This window comes from Pseudarthrobacter sp. AG30, from assembly GCF_003116525.1.
Lineage (GTDB): Bacteria > Actinomycetota > Actinomycetes > Actinomycetales > Micrococcaceae > Arthrobacter.
The window spans coordinates 1-16,452 of record NZ_QEHL01000012.1 but is presented as its reverse complement, the minus strand read 5'-3'; the positions used below and the strand labels follow the sequence as shown (position 1 = coordinate 16,452).

At 67.7% G+C, this 16,452-nt stretch carries 13 protein-coding genes; 4 read left to right on the top strand and 9 right to left on the bottom strand.

Annotation, left to right across the window (positions count from 1 at the left end; all coding sequences use genetic code 11):
- Positions 1-4: 4 nt before the first annotated feature.
- From DC347_RS10840 to DC347_RS10820, 5 genes are read right to left on the bottom strand one after another with little or no spacing between them, the layout of a single operon-like run.
- Positions 5-1,066, bottom strand: coding sequence for an LLM class flavin-dependent oxidoreductase (locus DC347_RS10840; RefSeq protein ID WP_109045434.1), 1,062 nt, complete (start codon positions 1,064-1,066; stop codon positions 5-7).
- Entirely contained in the window at positions 1,063-1,899 is an 837-nt protein-coding gene (locus DC347_RS10835; RefSeq protein WP_109045433.1) for a DUF1684 domain-containing protein, read from the bottom strand. The genes DC347_RS10840 and DC347_RS10835 overlap by 4 nt, the downstream gene beginning before the upstream one ends.
- Positions 1,896-2,942, bottom strand: a complete 1,047-nt coding sequence (locus DC347_RS10830; protein ID WP_109045432.1) for a transporter substrate-binding domain-containing protein — start codon at positions 2,940-2,942, stop codon at positions 1,896-1,898. Before DC347_RS10830 ends, DC347_RS10835 begins: the two co-directional genes overlap by 4 nt.
- A 9-nt stretch (positions 2,943-2,951) precedes the next feature.
- Positions 2,952-3,761 carry an amino acid ABC transporter ATP-binding protein gene (locus DC347_RS10825; RefSeq protein WP_109045431.1) on the bottom strand — a complete coding sequence of 270 codons (810 nt, stop codon included), beginning with the start codon at positions 3,759-3,761 and terminating at the stop codon, positions 2,952-2,954.
- Positions 3,761-4,699, bottom strand: a complete 939-nt coding sequence (locus DC347_RS10820) for an amino acid ABC transporter permease (protein ID WP_109045738.1) — start codon at positions 4,697-4,699, stop codon at positions 3,761-3,763. The genes DC347_RS10825 and DC347_RS10820 overlap by 1 nt, the downstream gene beginning before the upstream one ends.
- A 388-nt stretch (positions 4,700-5,087) precedes the next feature.
- Here DC347_RS10820 and DC347_RS10815 point away from each other — a divergent pair, with 388 nt between their 5' ends.
- The 4 genes from DC347_RS10815 to DC347_RS10800 all read left to right on the top strand — a co-directional run bounded on the left by DC347_RS10815 (position 5,088) and on the right by DC347_RS10800 (position 10,561).
- On the top strand, positions 5,088-7,055 hold the full coding sequence (locus DC347_RS10815; protein ID WP_109045430.1) for an FAD/NAD(P)-binding domain-containing protein: 1,968 nt from the start codon (positions 5,088-5,090) through the stop codon (positions 7,053-7,055).
- A gap of 20 nt (positions 7,056-7,075) precedes the next feature.
- Positions 7,076-7,615, top strand: coding sequence for a GNAT family N-acetyltransferase (locus tag DC347_RS10810; RefSeq protein WP_109045429.1), 540 nt, complete (start codon positions 7,076-7,078; stop codon positions 7,613-7,615).
- A gap of 48 nt (positions 7,616-7,663) precedes the next feature.
- A complete protein-coding gene (locus tag DC347_RS10805) occupies positions 7,664-9,373 on the top strand; it encodes a helicase HerA-like domain-containing protein (protein ID WP_109045428.1) in 1,710 nt (569 codons plus the stop codon).
- 195 nt (positions 9,374-9,568) lie between these two features.
- On the top strand, positions 9,569-10,561 hold the full coding sequence (locus DC347_RS10800; RefSeq protein ID WP_206073917.1) for a hypothetical protein: 993 nt from the start codon (positions 9,569-9,571) through the stop codon (positions 10,559-10,561).
- A gap of 66 nt (positions 10,562-10,627) precedes the next feature.
- Here the strand turns inward: DC347_RS10800 and DC347_RS10795 are convergent, their stop codons facing one another.
- The 4 genes from DC347_RS10795 to DC347_RS10780 all read right to left on the bottom strand — a co-directional run bounded on the left by DC347_RS10795 (position 10,628) and on the right by DC347_RS10780 (position 16,219).
- Positions 10,628-11,497: a DUF559 domain-containing protein gene (locus DC347_RS10795; protein WP_109045426.1), complete on the bottom strand. Its 870-nt coding sequence runs from the start codon at positions 11,495-11,497 to the stop codon at positions 10,628-10,630.
- A 154-nt stretch (positions 11,498-11,651) separates the two neighbouring features.
- On the bottom strand, positions 11,652-13,661 hold the full coding sequence (locus tag DC347_RS10790) for an NHL domain-containing thioredoxin family protein (protein ID WP_109045425.1): 2,010 nt from the start codon (positions 13,659-13,661) through the stop codon (positions 11,652-11,654).
- On the bottom strand, positions 13,661-15,820 hold the full coding sequence (locus tag DC347_RS10785) for a cytochrome c oxidase assembly protein (RefSeq protein ID WP_109045424.1): 2,160 nt from the start codon (positions 15,818-15,820) through the stop codon (positions 13,661-13,663). The genes DC347_RS10790 and DC347_RS10785 overlap by 1 nt, the downstream gene beginning before the upstream one ends.
- 114 nt (positions 15,821-15,934) lie before the next feature.
- Positions 15,935-16,219 carry an HU family DNA-binding protein gene (locus DC347_RS10780; RefSeq protein ID WP_011693739.1) on the bottom strand — a complete coding sequence of 95 codons (285 nt, stop codon included), beginning with the start codon at positions 16,217-16,219 and terminating at the stop codon, positions 15,935-15,937.
- Between the last annotated feature and the right edge of the window lie 233 nt (positions 16,220-16,452).

Genomic DNA, 16,452 nt, shown 5'->3' with positions numbered 1-16,452 from the left:
TCCCTTACTTTCCGGCGCCGGCAGGCGCAGCAGCGGCGGCGGTTGCATAGCGGCTGGCCGGGCGCTCCAGGCCGAGCAGGTCGCGGAAGGTTCCGTCCTGCGCCACCGGGCGGAGTGCTCCGCGGCGCCGCAGTTCCGGAAGGACCAGCCGGCCCAGTTCCTCCACGTCAACAAAGAGCGACGCCGGGTGCAGCCGCACGCCGTCGGCCTCCTTTAGAAGGTCGGCGAGGAAGTCGGTGAGGCCGGCCGCAGAACCTGCGAAAGCCGCCCGGCCGCCGTCGAACGATGCGTCCCGCGCCGCCGCGTCCTGGCCGCGGGCGTCCAGGACGACGTCGAGCTCGGCGATCACGGCAACGGACGCCCCCACCCGGGTCCGGACGTCGCGGACCTCAGCCGCCAACAGTTCCGCTGCGGGCGCGGACACCAGCACGGCATCCACCGCGTCCGCCCGGACTTCGCCGAGCAGGGACGCGGGAACCAGCACCGGCAACTGCCCCTGGAGCGGCCGCGGAATGATGGATGGCCCCTTCACCGAGTACCCAACACCGGCAAACCCGGCAGGCGTCTGGAAATCAACGTAGTGCAGCTTGTCCACGTCGATATACCGGCCGGTGGCAACATCGCGGATCACGGCGTCGTCCTCCCATGAATCCCACAGCCGGCGGGACACCTCGATGGAGGCGGCCGCTTCCTGCCCCAGCGCCTCGCCGGTCACGGCGGAACGGCCGACGGCGGCAGCCGCTTCAGGTGCGTCGGCGGCGGTGGCGATCCACCCGGCCCGGCCGCGGGACACGTAATCCAGGCTGGCCAGCTGGGTGGAGACGTGGAAGGGCTCGGTGTAGACGGTGTCCACCTCCGGGACCAGCGCAATGGTATGCGTCACCGGCCCCGCGAAGGCTGCCCGCTGCAGGGCGTTGGCCCGGCCGGGAACCGGTGCGTCGGTGAAGGTGGCGGCGTGGAAGCCGGCCGACTCCGCTGCCAGCACGGCGCGGGCAAGGTCCGCACCGTCCCAGCCGGCGCCGTCGAGCTCGATCGCCAGGAAGCCCGGCTTTTCAAAGTTGCTCACTGCTGGTCCTGACGTTCGTAGGGAATCTTTTCGCCGGCTTCGATGGCCACGGGCAGGCGGTTTTCGGCTGGCGGCAGCGGGCAGGTGGCCAGGTCCGTGTAGGCGCACGGCAGGTTCACGGCCCGGTTGAAGTCCAGCAGCACGGACCCGTCCGCGGCGGGCACCACCGAGAGGGAGCGGTTGGCCGCGTAGGTGGTTTTGCCGGAGGTCTGGTCGGTGAACAGCACGGACAGGGAGCCGGGCGCGTGGCCGTTGAACGCGGTCAGCGCCAGCTCCTGGCCGGCCAGCTTGAAGCGGATTTCCCCGGGTGCCTCGTAGACATGCTGGATGCCTTCCACGGCTGCACCCACGGTGGTGGGGCGCGGCGCCTCGAACGGCACGAAGGTTCCGCGGACGGCATAGGCAGCGTCCGGGGAGTAGGTGGGCGTGCCTTGGTAGGCCTGCAGGAGCGGGTTTTCGGGGTGACGCGGCCGCACGATGTATTCGCCGCCCCGCTTGGCCAGTTCAATGACGGTCTCGCCGGAGACCAGGTTGATGCCGCCGCGTTCTTCGACAGGCCCGAACTCCAGCGATGCGCCGGATTCGGTGTTCAGCTCCGTGCCGTCCTGCTGCAGGCTGTCACCCGGTTCCAAAAGGACGCGGACGACGTCGGCCGCCACGCTCCAGGTGCCCGGCGCACCCTCCAGCCGCGCGGGTTCGCTGCCCAGCCAGTGCAGGTGGGTCACCGCCAGGAAGCCGTGCGGGTGGGCGCGCTGCTGTTCGTGGGCGGCGTGCCATTCCTGCCAGTCGGCGTCGAAGGACTCGAGGGCGGTTTCAGTGTGTACGGCGTTCATGAGGCCTTCCCGGACGGTGCGGAGGTAGCCGTTGCCTGGGTGGCCGCGAAATTCTCATCGGTGATGGTCTTGGATTCGGGCAGGGCTTCCTCGGACAGGCCCCAGCGCTCCAGGACCTTGCCGTAGGAGCCGTCCTTGATGGCCGAGTTGAGGGCCTCGGAGATGACCGGCGCCAGGCCGTTGCCGCGCAGGGTGGTGGCTGCCACCAGGGTTTCGGACGGCCAGCCTGCGTTCACTTTGCCCACCACCTTCAGGTCGTCCCGGGTGTTTTCCCGGTACACGGTGGACGGGTAGGGGGCGATGTTAAGGTCCGTCCGGCCGGAGGAGAGCGCCAGGATGGTGTCGGCGTCGGACGAGTAGTACTGCAGCGTTGCCGGGGCCTTCCCCTTGGCCTCCAGTTCCTTGTTCCAGGCCAGCAGGATCTTCTCCTGGTTGGTGCCGGACCCAACGGAGACCTTCAGGCCGGAGATGTCGTCCGCGCCCTTGATGTCATAGGTGGCCGACTTCTTGGCCTCGAAGCCCATGTAGGCGGCGCGGTAGCTGGCGAAGTCGAACAGTTTCACCCGGTCCTTGTTCACGCCCACGTTGGAGAAGACGGCCTCAAAATCGCCGGACTGGGTCTTCAGCGGCCAGTTCTCCCAGGACGTGACCTGCACGTCCAGCTCCAGGCCCAGTTTGTCCGCCACCAGCTGGGCGATGTCCAGCTCGGAGCCGATCGGCGTCTTGTCGTCCGTGGCGTGGAAGGACAGCGGGATGGAACCGGCCGTGGTGGCCACCGTCAGCTTGCCGTCCTTGCTGATCAGGGCGGGAACCTTGGCGGCGAGCGCCGGGTCCTTCTCCGCGCGGATCCGCTGCTGGTCCGGGGACGTGTTGTAGACCACGCCGTTGCGGGCCGCCGTCGTCTGCGCGCCGCCGCTGGGGTTGCCGGCGGCCGAGGCGCCGGGATCGGCGCACCCTGCCAGCGCAGCGGTGCCAAGGAGGACGACGGCGGGAAGCACCGCGAGCGCGCGGCTGCGGCGGAGGCCGCGGGTGGAGAAAGCCATGGGAGGTCCTTAGATGTTGAAGGCCGGTTCCAGCACCTTGGAGAAGAAGCTCCGGGTGCGCGGTTCCTGGGGGTTGCTGAAAATTTCCTTGGGGGTGCCCTGTTCCACGATCTGGCCCTGGTCCATGAACACCACGGTGTCCGCCACGTCGCGGGCGAAGCCCATCTCATGGGTGACGATGATCAGCGTGGTACCGGACGTGGCGAGTTCGCGGATGACGTCCAGCACTTCGTTGACCAGCTCGGGGTCCAGTGCGGAGGTGGGCTCGTCGAACAGCAGGATCTTGGGATCCAGGGCCAGGGCACGGGCAATGGCGACTCGCTGCTGCTGGCCACCGGAGAGCTGGCGGGGATAGGCACCGGCCCGGTCCTTGAGCCCCACCCGGTCCAGGAGTTCCAGGCCGCGGCGGCGGGCCTCCTCCTTGGACCGCCCCTGCGCCACGACCGGGGCTTCCGCCACGTTCTCCAGGGCAGTGAGGTGCGGGAACAGGTTGAAGTTCTGGAACACCATGCCGATGTCGGTGCGCTGTTTCAGGATCTCCTTTTCCCGCAGCTCGTGCAGCCGGTCGCCGCGGAGTTTGTAGCCCACCAGCTGTCCGTCGATGGTGATGTGGCCACCGTCCACCTTTTCCAGGTGGTTGATGGTGCGCAGCAGGGTGGATTTGCCGGAGCCGGAGGGGCCCACGATCACGGCCACCCCGCCCGGTTCCACGGTGAGACTGACGCCTTTGAGGACTTCCGTGGGGCCGAAGGATTTGCGCACGCCGGTAATTTCCACCAGGCCGCGGGTGGCTGTGGGGGCGGTGAGGGTGTCAGTCATCAGGGGTTCCTCCGGTTGGGCACTGCCGCGTGGGTGGCGAAGAATTTGCGGGCCTTCTGCAGGGGCGTCAGCGGCAGGTTCCGCACCGCGCCCTTGGAGTAGTGGCGTTCGATGTAGTACTGGAAGACGCTCAGCACGGAGGTGATCACGATGTACCAGAGCGTGGCCACCAGCAGCAGCGGCAGGACCTGCTGGGTGCGGTTGTAGATGACCTGGACCGTGTAGAACAGCTCCGAGTAGGCCAGGACGTAGACGATCGAGGTGCCCTTGACCAGGCCGATAATCTCGTTGAAGGCGGTGGGCAGGATGGCGCGCATGGCCTGCGGCAGCACGATCCGGGTGGAGCGGCGCCAGGCGGGGATGCCCAGTGCGGCCGCCGCCTCCAGCTGGCCCTGGTCCACGGACAGGATGCCGCCGCGGATGATCTCCGCGGAGTAGGCGGCCTGGTTCAGGGTCAGGCCCAGGACGGCTGCGGCGAACTGGCTGATCAGCGTGGTGGTCTGCACTTCGAAGAACCGGACATCGGTGAACGGGACACCTAAGCTGATCTTTTCGTACAGGTAGCCCAGGTTGTACCAGAGGAGCATCTGGACCAGCAGCGGCGTGGACCGGAAGATCCAGGAGAACGTCCAGGACACCGAGACCAGCAGCGGCGAGGCCGAGAGCCGCATCAGCGCCAGGATGAAGCCCAGCACGAACCCGAGGACACCTGAGATCGCAGTGAGCTTCAGTGTTTCCACCAGGCCGTTGACCACGGACTGGGCGGTGAACCACTGGGCCACAACCCCCCACTCCCAGCGCGGGTTGGTGGCCAGCGACCATGCCACGGCCAGGACACCGAGCGCGATGACGGCAGTCCCCACCCAGCGCCACGGATGCTTGGCGGCCACCACCCGGTAGGACGAGTAGTCCTTTGCCACCCGGGGCGCCGCCTCCATGGCGGAGCCGCCGGCGCCGGACGTGCCTGTTCCTGCCGGCGGCGCTTCCGCCGCCGGTACCGGCTGCGACTGTTGGGACTGCGCCACCCCTGTTGCTGAACTCATGCGCCACCTCGCTTCTCGTGCTGGGTTTTCCTTGTGTGCCGCTGCCCGTCGATACGGGGCGTGGCGGCCGGTGCTGGCTGCAAATCTAGGACCGGCCGGAACGGGCCAGCAAGGCGGCAGGTTGCAATACTTCACGGGACTTCGCACGGCGTCATGCGTCGGTTTTTTGCGTCCCTTAACGCGCTGTGACGCGGCGTTAACGGCCGTGACCAGGCGCTCGACCGGCGTCGTCACGGCTGCCTAGCATGGGCAATCAACCCAGCCCCGGCCGTCAGGAGTACCCATGCCAGCCACCATCCCGGCCATCGTCTTCATTGGCGGCGGACCGCGCACGGCGGGCGTGCTCGAACGGATCGCGGCCAACCGGCCGGACGTCTTCGCCGGCCCGCTGCAGCTCCATGTGGTGGAACCGCACATCCCGGGTTCCGGCCGCATCTGGCGGTACGACCAGGACCCGGGCCTCCTGCTTAACTCCATGGCCGCGGACATCACCATGTTCACCGACGATTCCGTGGACTGCGCCGGACCCGCGGCCCCCGGTCCTGGCCTGGCCAAATGGGCAGCGGGGGTGCTGGATGCCTCCATCATCGACGTCCCGGACTTTCCGCAGCCCCTGTGGGACCAGCTCAGGGCCCTCACCGGCACCACGTTTCCCACCCGCCGGCTGCAGAGCCAGTACCTCGAATGGTTCTTCCGCCGCGCCGCCAAATCGCTGGGCCGCAGCGTCACCGTGCACCGCACCACGGCCGTTGGCATCACGCCCCGGCCAGGCGGCGGGCACGACGTCGAGCTGGGCAACGGCCGCACCCTGCACGCGGACATCGTGGTGACGGCGCTGGGCCACACGGATTCCCGCCCGGACGCCGTGTCCGCGGGGTTCTCGGACTTCGCCGACCGGCACGGCGGCTACCACGCGGCACCCAGCTACACCACCGACGTCGACTACTCCCCCATCAGCCCGGGGCAGGACGTGATCGTCTCCGGGATGGGCCTGGCCTTCGTGGACCTGCTGGTCCTGCTCATGGAGGGCCGCGGCGGCAGGTTCCAGGAAACGTCCGACGGCGGGCTGCGCTACCTTCCGTCCGGGCGCGAACCACGGCTGTGGGCCGGCTCCCGCCGGGGCGTGCCCTACCACTCCAAGATTTCCGCAGCCCTGCGCGGACAGGCGCCGGGGCCGCTGCAGTTCTTCACGGCCGCTGCTGTGGATGCCCTGCTGGAGCAGCACGGAGAACTGGACTTCCGCCGGGACCTGTGGCCCCTCATCGCCAAGGAAACCGGCTACTGCTATTACCGCGAGCTCCTGACGGGCACTCCCGAACGTGCCGCCATGGGGTGGAGCGAGTTCGCCGCCCGGTACGCGGAGCTGGACTGGTACAGCGGCGGGCGCGAATCGCTGGTTGCCGCCGCGGTCCCCGACCCAGAACTGCATCTGGACCTGGAGCGGCTGGACCGGCCCTTCGACGGCCGGGCCTTCACGGGCCACCAGGACGTGCAGGACGCCGTGGCCGGCTACATCGAACACGACCTTGCCCTGCGTGACAGCCCGGACCATCCGGAGACGCTCGCGCTGTTCCTGGCCCTGCTGCACGTATATATGGAAGTGGGCCGGGTGGTTCCTCCGGAGCGGTTGAACGCGCGCTCCCAGCACGTGGTCCACGGCTGGTGGCACGGCTTCTTCAGCTTCGTCGATTCCGGACCCCCGCCGCACCGTATGCGCCAGATGCTCGCACTGCACCGGGCCGGCCTGCTGCAGTTCCTGGGCCCGGGCCTGGACGTGACCGCCGACGAGACCACAGGGACCTTCGTCGCCACATCGCGGCAGTCCGGGGTCACGGTGTCAGCGACGGCACTGATCGAGGCACGGCTCCCGGCCACATCCGTGGCCCGCTCGCTCAACCCGGTGCTCACCTCGCTGCACCGAACCGGGTTGGGCAGCGAACAGCAGCTGCTGACCTCGGACGGCATCCACTCCACCGGAAAACTGCTGGTCTCGGCCCGGCACCAGCTGGTGGACTCCGGCGGCGCAGCCCAGCCCACCCTCTTCGCCGTGGGCCCGGGAACCTCCGGGTGGGGCGCCGGCGCCTTCGCCCGCCCGCACACCAACGCCGCACCGTTCCGCGAAAATGACGCCTTGGCCCGGACCGTCCTCGCAGCTGCCCGGGACCTGGCCGGCGCGTCCGCCCCGGTCCCCGAAGAACCGATAGTTTCAGAACCAGCAACTCCCCAGCCAGCCGCCGTCGGAAAGACCTGATCCGTGACAAGGAATGACCAGTGACCGCAGAACCCGGCCTCCGTCCCAGGCCCCTGGACCCCAACGCCCTGACGGTCCTCAGCCTGCCCATGCACGATCCCCGTGTCCGCCCGCTCCTGGACGAGCTCGCCGTCGAATACGACACCCGCTACGGGAACCTGTTTGGCCGCGGCGCCGCGGCCGAGGAACTGAACCGCTACCCGGCGGCCGAATTCGAAGGCCCCCATGGCGCCCTCCTGGTGATCCAGGAAAATGGCGAGTCGATCGCCGGCGGCGCGTTCCGCCGGTACGACCCCGCCACGGCGGAACTGAAACGGATCTGGACCCACTCGGCCCACCGCCGTCGTGGGCTGGCCCGCGTGGTGCTCGCCGAACTCGAGGCCCTGGCGGCCGCCCGAGGCTACACCAGGCTGCACCTCACCACCGGGCCACGGCAGCCGGAGGCCAAGCACCTCTACCTGAACACCGGTTACCAGGCGCAGTTCGACCTTGCGGCGGACCCGGAAACCATCGGGCCCCTGGCGTTCACCAAGGACCTGCCCACAAGGCCGCTGAACTGACCGGCCGGTACCGTCCCATCCGGGGCAGCCCGCCGCTAAGCTAACGCCATGGCCACGAAAACCACAGCAGAGAAGCTTGCCACCATCCAGCAGGGCTACACGCTGGAAGGTGCCACCATCGAGCTGGGGGCCGCCATCATCGACGGCGAACTCCACAAGGACGCGCCGGTTCGGCTGCCGCTGGCCATGATGAACAGGCACGGACTGGTGGCCGGCGCCACCGGTACGGGCAAGACCGTCACGCTGCACATGATGGCCGAACAGCTGTCCACCGCCGGCGTCCCCGTCTTCCTGGCCGACATCAAAGGCGACCTCTCCGGGTTGGCGACAGCCGCCGTCGGGAGCGACAAACTGACCGCCCGCACCCAAAGCATCGGCCAGCCCTGGGCGGGGAAGGCGTTTCCGGTGGAATTCCTGGCGCTCGGCGGGGACGGCAACGGTGTCCCGGTCCGCGCCACGGTCACCTCCTTCGGTCCGGTCCTGCTCGCCCGGATCATGGAGCTGAACGACACCCAGGAATCCAGCCTGCAGCTGGTCTTCTATTTCGCGGACAAGAACGGCCTGGAGCTCATCGACCTGAAGGACCTGCGTGCCGTCATCCAGTTCCTCACCTCGGACGAGGGCAAGGACAAGCTGGAGGAACTTGGTGGCCTGTCCAAGGCCACTGCCGGGGTGATCCTGCGCGAACTCGTGAACCTGGAGGCGCAGGGGCTGGAGAAGTTCTTCGGTGAGCCGGAATTCAATACCGCCGAGCTCCTCCGCACTGCTCCGGACGGCCGCGGTGTGGTCACCTGCCTGGAACTGCCCACCCTGCAGACCAAGCCCATGCTGTTCTCCACCTTCCTGATGTGGCTGCTGGCGGACCTGTTCGAGGACCTGCCCGAGGCCGGCGACCTGGACAAACCCAAGCTCGTGTTCTTCCTCGACGAGGCACACCTGCTCTTCAACGGCGCCTCCAAAGCTTTCCTGGACGCCATCACCACCACGGTCCGGCTGATCCGGTCCAAAGGCGTGGGGATCTTCTTCGTCACCCAGACCCCCAAGGACGTGCCCGCCGACGTCCTGGGCCAGCTGGCCAACCGGGTCCAGCATGCCCTGCGCGCCTTCACCCCCGAGGACGCCAAGGCGCTCAAGGCCACGGTGTCCACCTTCCCGGTCAGCGACTACGACCTTGAGGAAATCCTGACCTCGGCCGGAATCGGCGAGGCCGTTATCACCGTCATGAATGAGAAGGGGGCGCCCACGCCCGTTGCCCTCACCCGGCTCCGCGCGCCGGAATCCGTGATGGGTCCTGCCGAGGACGCGCTGGTGCGGAGCACGGTGGCCGGCTCGGCGCTGCTGGGCAAGTACGGGACGGCCGTGGACAACCCCTCCGCCTACGAAAAGCTCACCGGCAAAGGGGCGGCACCCACCGGCCCGGCCGCGCCGGAACCGTCCGCCGCGATGCCGGGGGGCCAGTCCGCGCCGGCGGCCTACGACGTTGACGCCGAGGCCCGCCGGATCGAGGAGGAGATCCTGGGCCGGCCCAGCAGCCGGCCCGCGCCAACCCCGGCCCCAGCAACCCGCGCTCCCCGGCCGCCCGCCGAGCCCCAGCCTCAACCCGAGCCCGGCGGCATGATGGGTGATTTGGGCGGCGTGCTCGGCGGCGCCCTGGGTGGCGGCCTGAAGAGTATGGCGCGGTCCATGGGCACCCAGTTGGGACGCGAACTGCTCCGCGGCGTGTTCGGCACCTCTTCCACCCGGCGCCGCCGCCGCTGACTCCCCCGGCTCCGCTGAGTCCGGTGCTCTGCTGCCGCCTGGCCGCCGGTACGTGCTGCGCGCCGACGTCAGGCCCCACCCGCTGACCCTGCCGGCCACCCGCCGTCGGGCCTTATCGGTGTCCCGGACGCCGGATTAGGGGGGACACCAACTTTAGAGTGCGTCCGCACTGCCGTTACTGTAAGAAACGTGCAGATGAGTCAAGCGTTGGTGAGGATCGCGGCCGGATGGCTGCTGGGCCTCATGCTTGCCATCGCCGGAGCCGTCGTGGCCATTAATATCGTCAACAACACCGTGGCCAGGCCGCAGCAGCCGGTCAGGGAGTACCTGGACGCACTCAGGAGCGGTGACGGCGGACGGGCGCTGGGCATCCTGCGCGCCACTGTCCCGCCCGGCAACGCCGCGATGCTTGACGGCACCGGGCTGCAGACGGCCGCGTCCCGGCTGTCCAACGTCGACGTCGGCGATCCCGAGGAACGCCCCGGCAACCAGGTGATGGTGCCCCTGGAGTACACGATCGACGGCAGCCGGCTCCGCACCGAATTCCTGCTGCAGAAGACCGGCACCGAGTGGCTTTTCTTCAACACCTGGGCTTTTGTCCCGTCCCGGCTGCCAACCGTGGACATGACCGTGGTTAACGGCAACGAGGCCACCGTCAACGGCGTTCCGGTGAACATGCCGGGCGGCCGCAACTCCTTTGCCGTCTTCTATCCCGGCGAGTACGAGGCATCCCTGAACGGGCAGTACTTCTCGGCGCCCGCCACCCGCGCCACCGTCACCTCCAAGGACTCCCCGGTGGCTCCGCTGAACCTGTTGACCCAGGCCACGGACAAGCTGAAGAACGATGTTGCGGCCAAGGTCCGTGAATTCCTTGACGGCTGCGCGGCAGAGGCGGTCAAGGAACAGAAGCTCCAGCCGGATTGCCCCTTCTACTACGCCAGCAACAACAGGGTCCAGGACGGCAGCATCAAGTGGACCGTGACCGAGTACCCGGGCGTATCGGTGGAACCGTTCGACGGCCGCTGGGTGGTGGCACCGCTGGACGGCAAGGCCAAGGTGGAGGCGCTCCAGCAGAATGCCTTTACCGGGGCCTGGTATCCCTTGGACGCGGAGGTGGACTTCAGCTTCACCACCCGTCTGGACGTAGCCGGTGACACCGTCAAGGTCACCCCGATGCTGAGCTTCTAGGCCCCTCCCCTACCCGTGCCAGACTGGCCCGGTTTTAAAGCCCTCACTGCCTTAGTCTTGGCAGCATTAGACCCAATAACGGCGAAAACTGGGCTGGTTTGGCTGCGGCCAGCGGAGGGAACCCCGCGCCAGCACCTCTTGCACCTGCAAAAGGACAGATTCCGGGGCGTGGACCACGTCATCGTAGAAGAACCTGAGTACAGGCAGGCCGCAGCGCACCGCCATGTTGTCCCGGCGGCGGTCCTTTTTGAATTGCCGTGGTTCAAGATGGAAGGCAATTCCGTCGATCTCCACGATGAGGAATCCCTCCAGCAGAAAGTCCACACGGCCAATGCCGTCAATCCAGACTTGGGTTTCGGTGGCTATGCCCGCGTCCCTAAACAGCACCCGAGCCAGCGTCTCCAGCAGCGAGTCTGCGCCGCGCTCCACTTTGGACACAACGGTCCGTGCCTTGCCGCACCGCTTCCCGTCCAGATGCCGGAGAAGGTACGACAGCTCGATATCGCCGCGGTTGAAGGCACACTCCACCATCACGAGCGACTCAAGCTCGGGCAGGCACAGCAGCGCATGGAGGAGAACATCCGGAAGTGCCGCCAGGGTCCGGTGGGGTGGCGGCTGTGTCAGGGGCAGGCGGTGGCTGATGCAGCGGACTGCACTTCGCCCGTTGCTTTGCCAACAGTGGGGCCGTGTGGCGGGCCGCAGCTGCCACAGGCCGTACTTAGGCGCGGCCGAGGCACACGTCAACAGACCACGTACACGGCCGGCGGCCACAAACTCCGGGTCAGCGCCCGGCACGGCCAGCAGCCCTTGCCCCAGCCGGACCACGGAGCCGCTGCGGATCGCCCGCCGGAGCCCTGTCTCTGTGCCGCCTTCCGCCAGCACATCGCGCCGCAGCAGGACTCCGCCGGCTGACGTGATGATTTCCGTGACGTCCATCCGACAACACTGCTGGGAGTCGGGCGCTGACGGGAGGAGAAAGTCAGCCTATGTGGATACTGGCCCAGTTCTTGGCACGGCAGGAAGAGAACTGGCCCGGTTTTCAGGTTTCGAAGGCCGAAAACCGGGCCAGTTCAGCAAACCAGAGGCAGTATCAGTCCATTCCGCGGAGGTCCAGGACCAGCTCGGTGTCGCCGTCGGCCTGCAGGACCACCGGGATACCCCAGTCCTGCTGGTAGAGGTGGCAGGCTGCGTGGTCGGGGATCTCGCCGTCCTCGGTCTCGGGTCCGTCGCAGGCTGCGGCACGGGCGGTAATGTGCAGCACGCCTTCCGGGACGTCGGGCGACAACTCAAGGGTGCGCAGCAGCCCCACGGACGTCCCGCCGCCGGAGACCAACAGCTCGGGCGGGGTGGAGGAAATCTTCAGCTGGGTGGGGTCTCCCCACCTGTCATCGAGCTTCTGCCCGGTGGGAGCCGTGAAGCGGACCGTCAGTTCCAGCGGGCCCGAGGCCACGGGGCTCTTGGGCCGCTGGGTCTGGGATGCGCCTTCATCCACCTGCTGCGCTTCCTTGGGAATGGGAACGTACACCAGCTGGTGCTTGTTGGCCTCCACCACCACCAGCAGCGGCTCCGAGCCGGCGGACTGCGTGTGGTCCACGATCACGTCGGAGGGCTCAGCGAGGCCACGTGCCAGCGTGGACACCGTGCCGGACGCGGGGTCGTACCGGCGCACGGCCCCGTTGTAGGTATCCGCAATGGCCACGGAACCGTCGGGCAGGACGGTCACGCCCAGCGGGTGCTGCAGCCGGGCCTCGGCGGCGGGACCGTCGCGGAAACCGAAATCGAACAGGCCCTTGCCGACGGCGGATTCAACCGTCACCGAGCCGTCCTCGCCAACGACCAGCTTGCGGATCGCGGACGTTTCGGAGTCCGCAACCCAGATGTTGCCGTCGGCGTCCTCGGCCAGGCCGGAGGACTGGGCGAACCAGGCTTCGTGGGCCGGACCATCCAGCAGTCCTTCCAGCCCATTGCCCGCCACGATGGAGACGGCACCGGTCAGGGGATCGAAGCTGAAGATCTGGTGGGTTCCGGCCATCGCCACCACCACCGCGTTCAGTTTGCGCGACCAGACAACGTCCCACGGTGAGCTCAGCGAGACCTCAAGGGGGTGTCCGCCCAGGCGTCCGGTGAAGCCGGCTGCCTCTTCGTCCACCCGCGCGGGTCCGGTCTCCAGCAGGCGCTGGATGCCGTTCCCGGCCAGCGTGGAGGCTTTGCCTGAACTGAGGGACAGCCCGCGGAGGCGGTGGTTCACTGAGTCTGCAATGACGACGTCGTACCCGGCTTTGGCTGCCACATCTTCCGGGAGGAGCACCAGGCCCTGCGGCTCGTTGAACCGGGCGGTGGCATCGTCACCGGCGGCCGGACCGTCGGCGTGGCCCTTGTTGCCGGAGCCGAAGGTGGCCAGGACAGTCGTGAAGTCCGTACCGAGCTCCACCAGGCGGTGATGCCCGGTGTCGGTGACCAGCCAGGAACCTTTGGCGGCGGCATCCGGGGAGCTGCCGGCGTCGGACGTTCCCGCCACAACCGTGGAGCCGCGGCCCGGCGGCAGGAACAACGCCTTGCCCGGGAAGCGCAGCGTGCCGGAGGTCGCCTCGGGCGCCACGTACGGGCCGGAACCCCGGTGAAGGGTGCCCTTGGCCTCGTGTTCGGCGATGAGTTCGGGGATCAGCACCGCCAGCCCGTCCGCGTGGCCCTCGCCGGACAGGTGCGCCACGATGTAGCCCTCGGGGTCGATGACCACCAGGGTGGGCCAGGCGCGGGCAGTGTAGGCCTTCCAGGTGTCCAGCTCGGGATCGTCCAGGACGGGGTGGTGGATCTCGTACCGCTCCACGGCGGCGGCCAGCGCCACCGGATCCGCTTCATGCTCGAACTTGGGCGAGTGGACCCCCACGGTGACCAGGACATCCGAGTACTGCTCTTCCAGCGGCCGCAGCTCATCCAGGACGTGCAGGCAGTTGATGCAGCAGAAGGTCCAGAAGTCCAACAGCACGATCTTGCCGCGCAGGGCTTCGAGGTCCAGGCTCTTGCCGCCGGTGTTCAACCAGTTGCGGCCCACCAGTTCGGAGGCCCTGACCCGGGCGTGCGTGCGTACGGTTTCGCTCATCAGCGTCCTTCCAGCTTGTTGCGGTCAGCCAGCTTGGCGTCGCGTTCAGCCAATTTGGCAAACATATCGTTGTAAGCGGCCAGATCGGCGTCGTTATTCCTGTCCGCCGCCCGGTCCACGCGTTTTGTCTCCCGCTGGTCCGACCTTGACCACATAATGGCGACGCCGATCGCCACCAGGAGCGTGGGCACCTCGCCGATGCCCCAGGCCACAGCCCCGCCTGCTTGCTGGTCACCGAGGGCGGAGGGCCCCCAGGCGCGCCCGAGGTTGCCGAAGTAGTCGGCCGCCAGCAGACCGGTGCCACCCATGATGGAGACGCCGAAGAAGGCATGGAACCCCATGGTTGCCAGGAGCAGGAGGAGGCGCATGGGGTAGGGCGCCCTGCGCGGCAGCGGGTCCGTACCGATCATGGTCAGCACGAAAATGTAGCCGGTGAGCAGGAAGTGCAGGTTCATCAATTCGTGGCCCACATGCTCGCGCATTGCATACCCGAACAGGTCCGAGTAGTAGAACAGCACGATCGAGCCGGCAAAGTTGGCGGCCGCGAACAACGGATGCGTCACCAGCTGGGAAAACTTCGAATGCACGAAAACCATCAGCCACTCGCGCGCACCCCGGGAGCCGTCACTGCGGGCGGGCAGTGCCCGCAAGGCAAGTGTCACCGGCGCTCCGAGCACCAGGAAGATCGGCGCCACCATGGTCAGTGCCATATGGTCCACCATGTGCGCGGAGAAGAGGACTCGGCCGTAGACCGACGGCGGCCCGGACGTTATGTACGTCAGGACAACCAGGCCGATGACCCAGTTCACGGAACGGAACCACTGCCAGCTGTCGCCCCGGCGGCGGACCTTTGCCACGCCCAGGAAATAGGACACCAGGCCGAAGAGGGCAACGGCGACCCAGAGCCAGTCCAGGCGCCACTCAGTGAGCCAGCGTTCCGGCGTGAGTTCCGGGGGGAGTTCATAGCCGCTGAGGATGAAGGCCGGCGAAGCATCCGGCGCCAGCGTGGTGGGCTGCGGCGGGGCGGACCGGCCCAGCGCCACCGCGATGCCGGAGGTGGCACCCATAACCAGCAGCTCGGCCAGGATCAGCTGCCACAGCACCCGCCGGGAGGACATGGCGGCGCCCTTGCGGCCAAGCTGCGGAATGACCCACTGGCGGTGCATGAAGCCAATGCCGCCCAGCACCACGGCCCCGGCCGTCTTGGCAAGGATCAGCTGGCCGTACGCCGATCCGAAGAGGTCTGCCCAGCTGGTGACGCGGATGCTGGCGTTGATGATGCCGGAGGCGAAAACCAGCACGAAGGCGAAGCCTGCCAGTGTGGAGAAGCGGCGGAGGGTCGGTTCGGTGATATCAGCTGCCGTGCCGGCCTTGGGTCCGGTGAGGATGCCGGACAGCATGGCCAGGATAATGATGCCGCCCACCCAAGTGCTCACGCCCACCAAGTGCAGGCCCAGAGAGTTGATGGCCCCTTCGTGGTCTGAGGAACTTGACGAGTGCCCGATCAGGGCTGCCGGGACCAGGCCGACGAGGGCCAGGATGAGGGTGAGGAACAGGCCGCCGGTGGACCTTACGCCAAAGAGCGCGGTTGTCACTACGGCGGCGATGATGGTGACGGCGAGCCACGCCCGGCCCGTTTCGATATCCGTCATGAAGTACACCAGGGCTTGGGTGAACGCGGGGTCCCCGGAGAGCCCCTGGCCCGCAACATCGGCGTAGGTGAGGACCAGGACAGCAATGGCGGATAGCGTCCACACTGCGCCCGCTGCGGCTGCCACGGCCAGGACACGGGTGAAGGCCGGGTGCTCGGGGCCTGCATCCCGGGATGTTTCCCGGTCGCGGCTGCGGGCGTTGAGGTTCTTGGGGAGGATGCCGACGGCGAAAATCAGGCCGCCGACGACGGTGGCCAGGGACACGTTGTGTATGGCCTTGCTGATGGGAAGGCCCCACCGGACCAGGGCGCCGGGATCCGCGACGCTGCGGGCTGCTGCCGCGCCGGAGAAGAGCAGTGCTGCCGTGAGGCCCAGGATGAGGGCTGCCAGTCCCGCCAGCTGCCAGGGCAACGGGATTCCCCTGATCCCGGCGTCCCGGACCGGGGCTCCCTTGCCAGGTTCGGACTGGGGCGCGGTGGAACGGGGTTTTGCGGCAGAAGACACCATTCCATTGTCCGCTACGCCTGCCCGGGCGGCGAATCCGGATTAAAGCCAAGGAGCGGCAACCCATGGGGTTGCCGCTCCTTTCCAGCCGGCTGCGCGCCGGACAGGGAGAATGCTCTACTTCTTGGAGACAGCAGCCTTCAGCTTGGAGCCGGCGGTCAGCTTGACGCTGTGGCCCGCTGCGATCTGGATGGTTTCGCCGGTCTGCGGGTTGCGGCCGGTGCGAGCGGCACGGTCGGTACGCTCCACGGCGAGCCAGCCCGGGATGGTGATCTTCTCGCCGGCGGCGACAGAAGTCTCGAAAACCTCGAACAGAGCGTCGAGGACGGAGTTGACGGCAGCCTGGCTGGTGCCGGCCTTGCCAGCTACCTCTGCAACAAGTTCACTACGGTTCTTAGCCATTTATGTCCTCCTGGACGATTCTTGATTCTGAAGCCTGCACGCGGCATGCGCGCAAGCCACTGTTCGAAAACTTACCAGCTTGGGACGTTCCGATCCGCAAATTCCGCGTGTTTCCGCGACTTTTTGAGGTTAATCACCGAATTCGGAGGCTATGTCCACCCCTTCACGGTGGGGGGTGGTGGTGTTTTTAAATGTGGGAGGCCCCAACCGTGTGGTTGGGGCCTCGACCAATG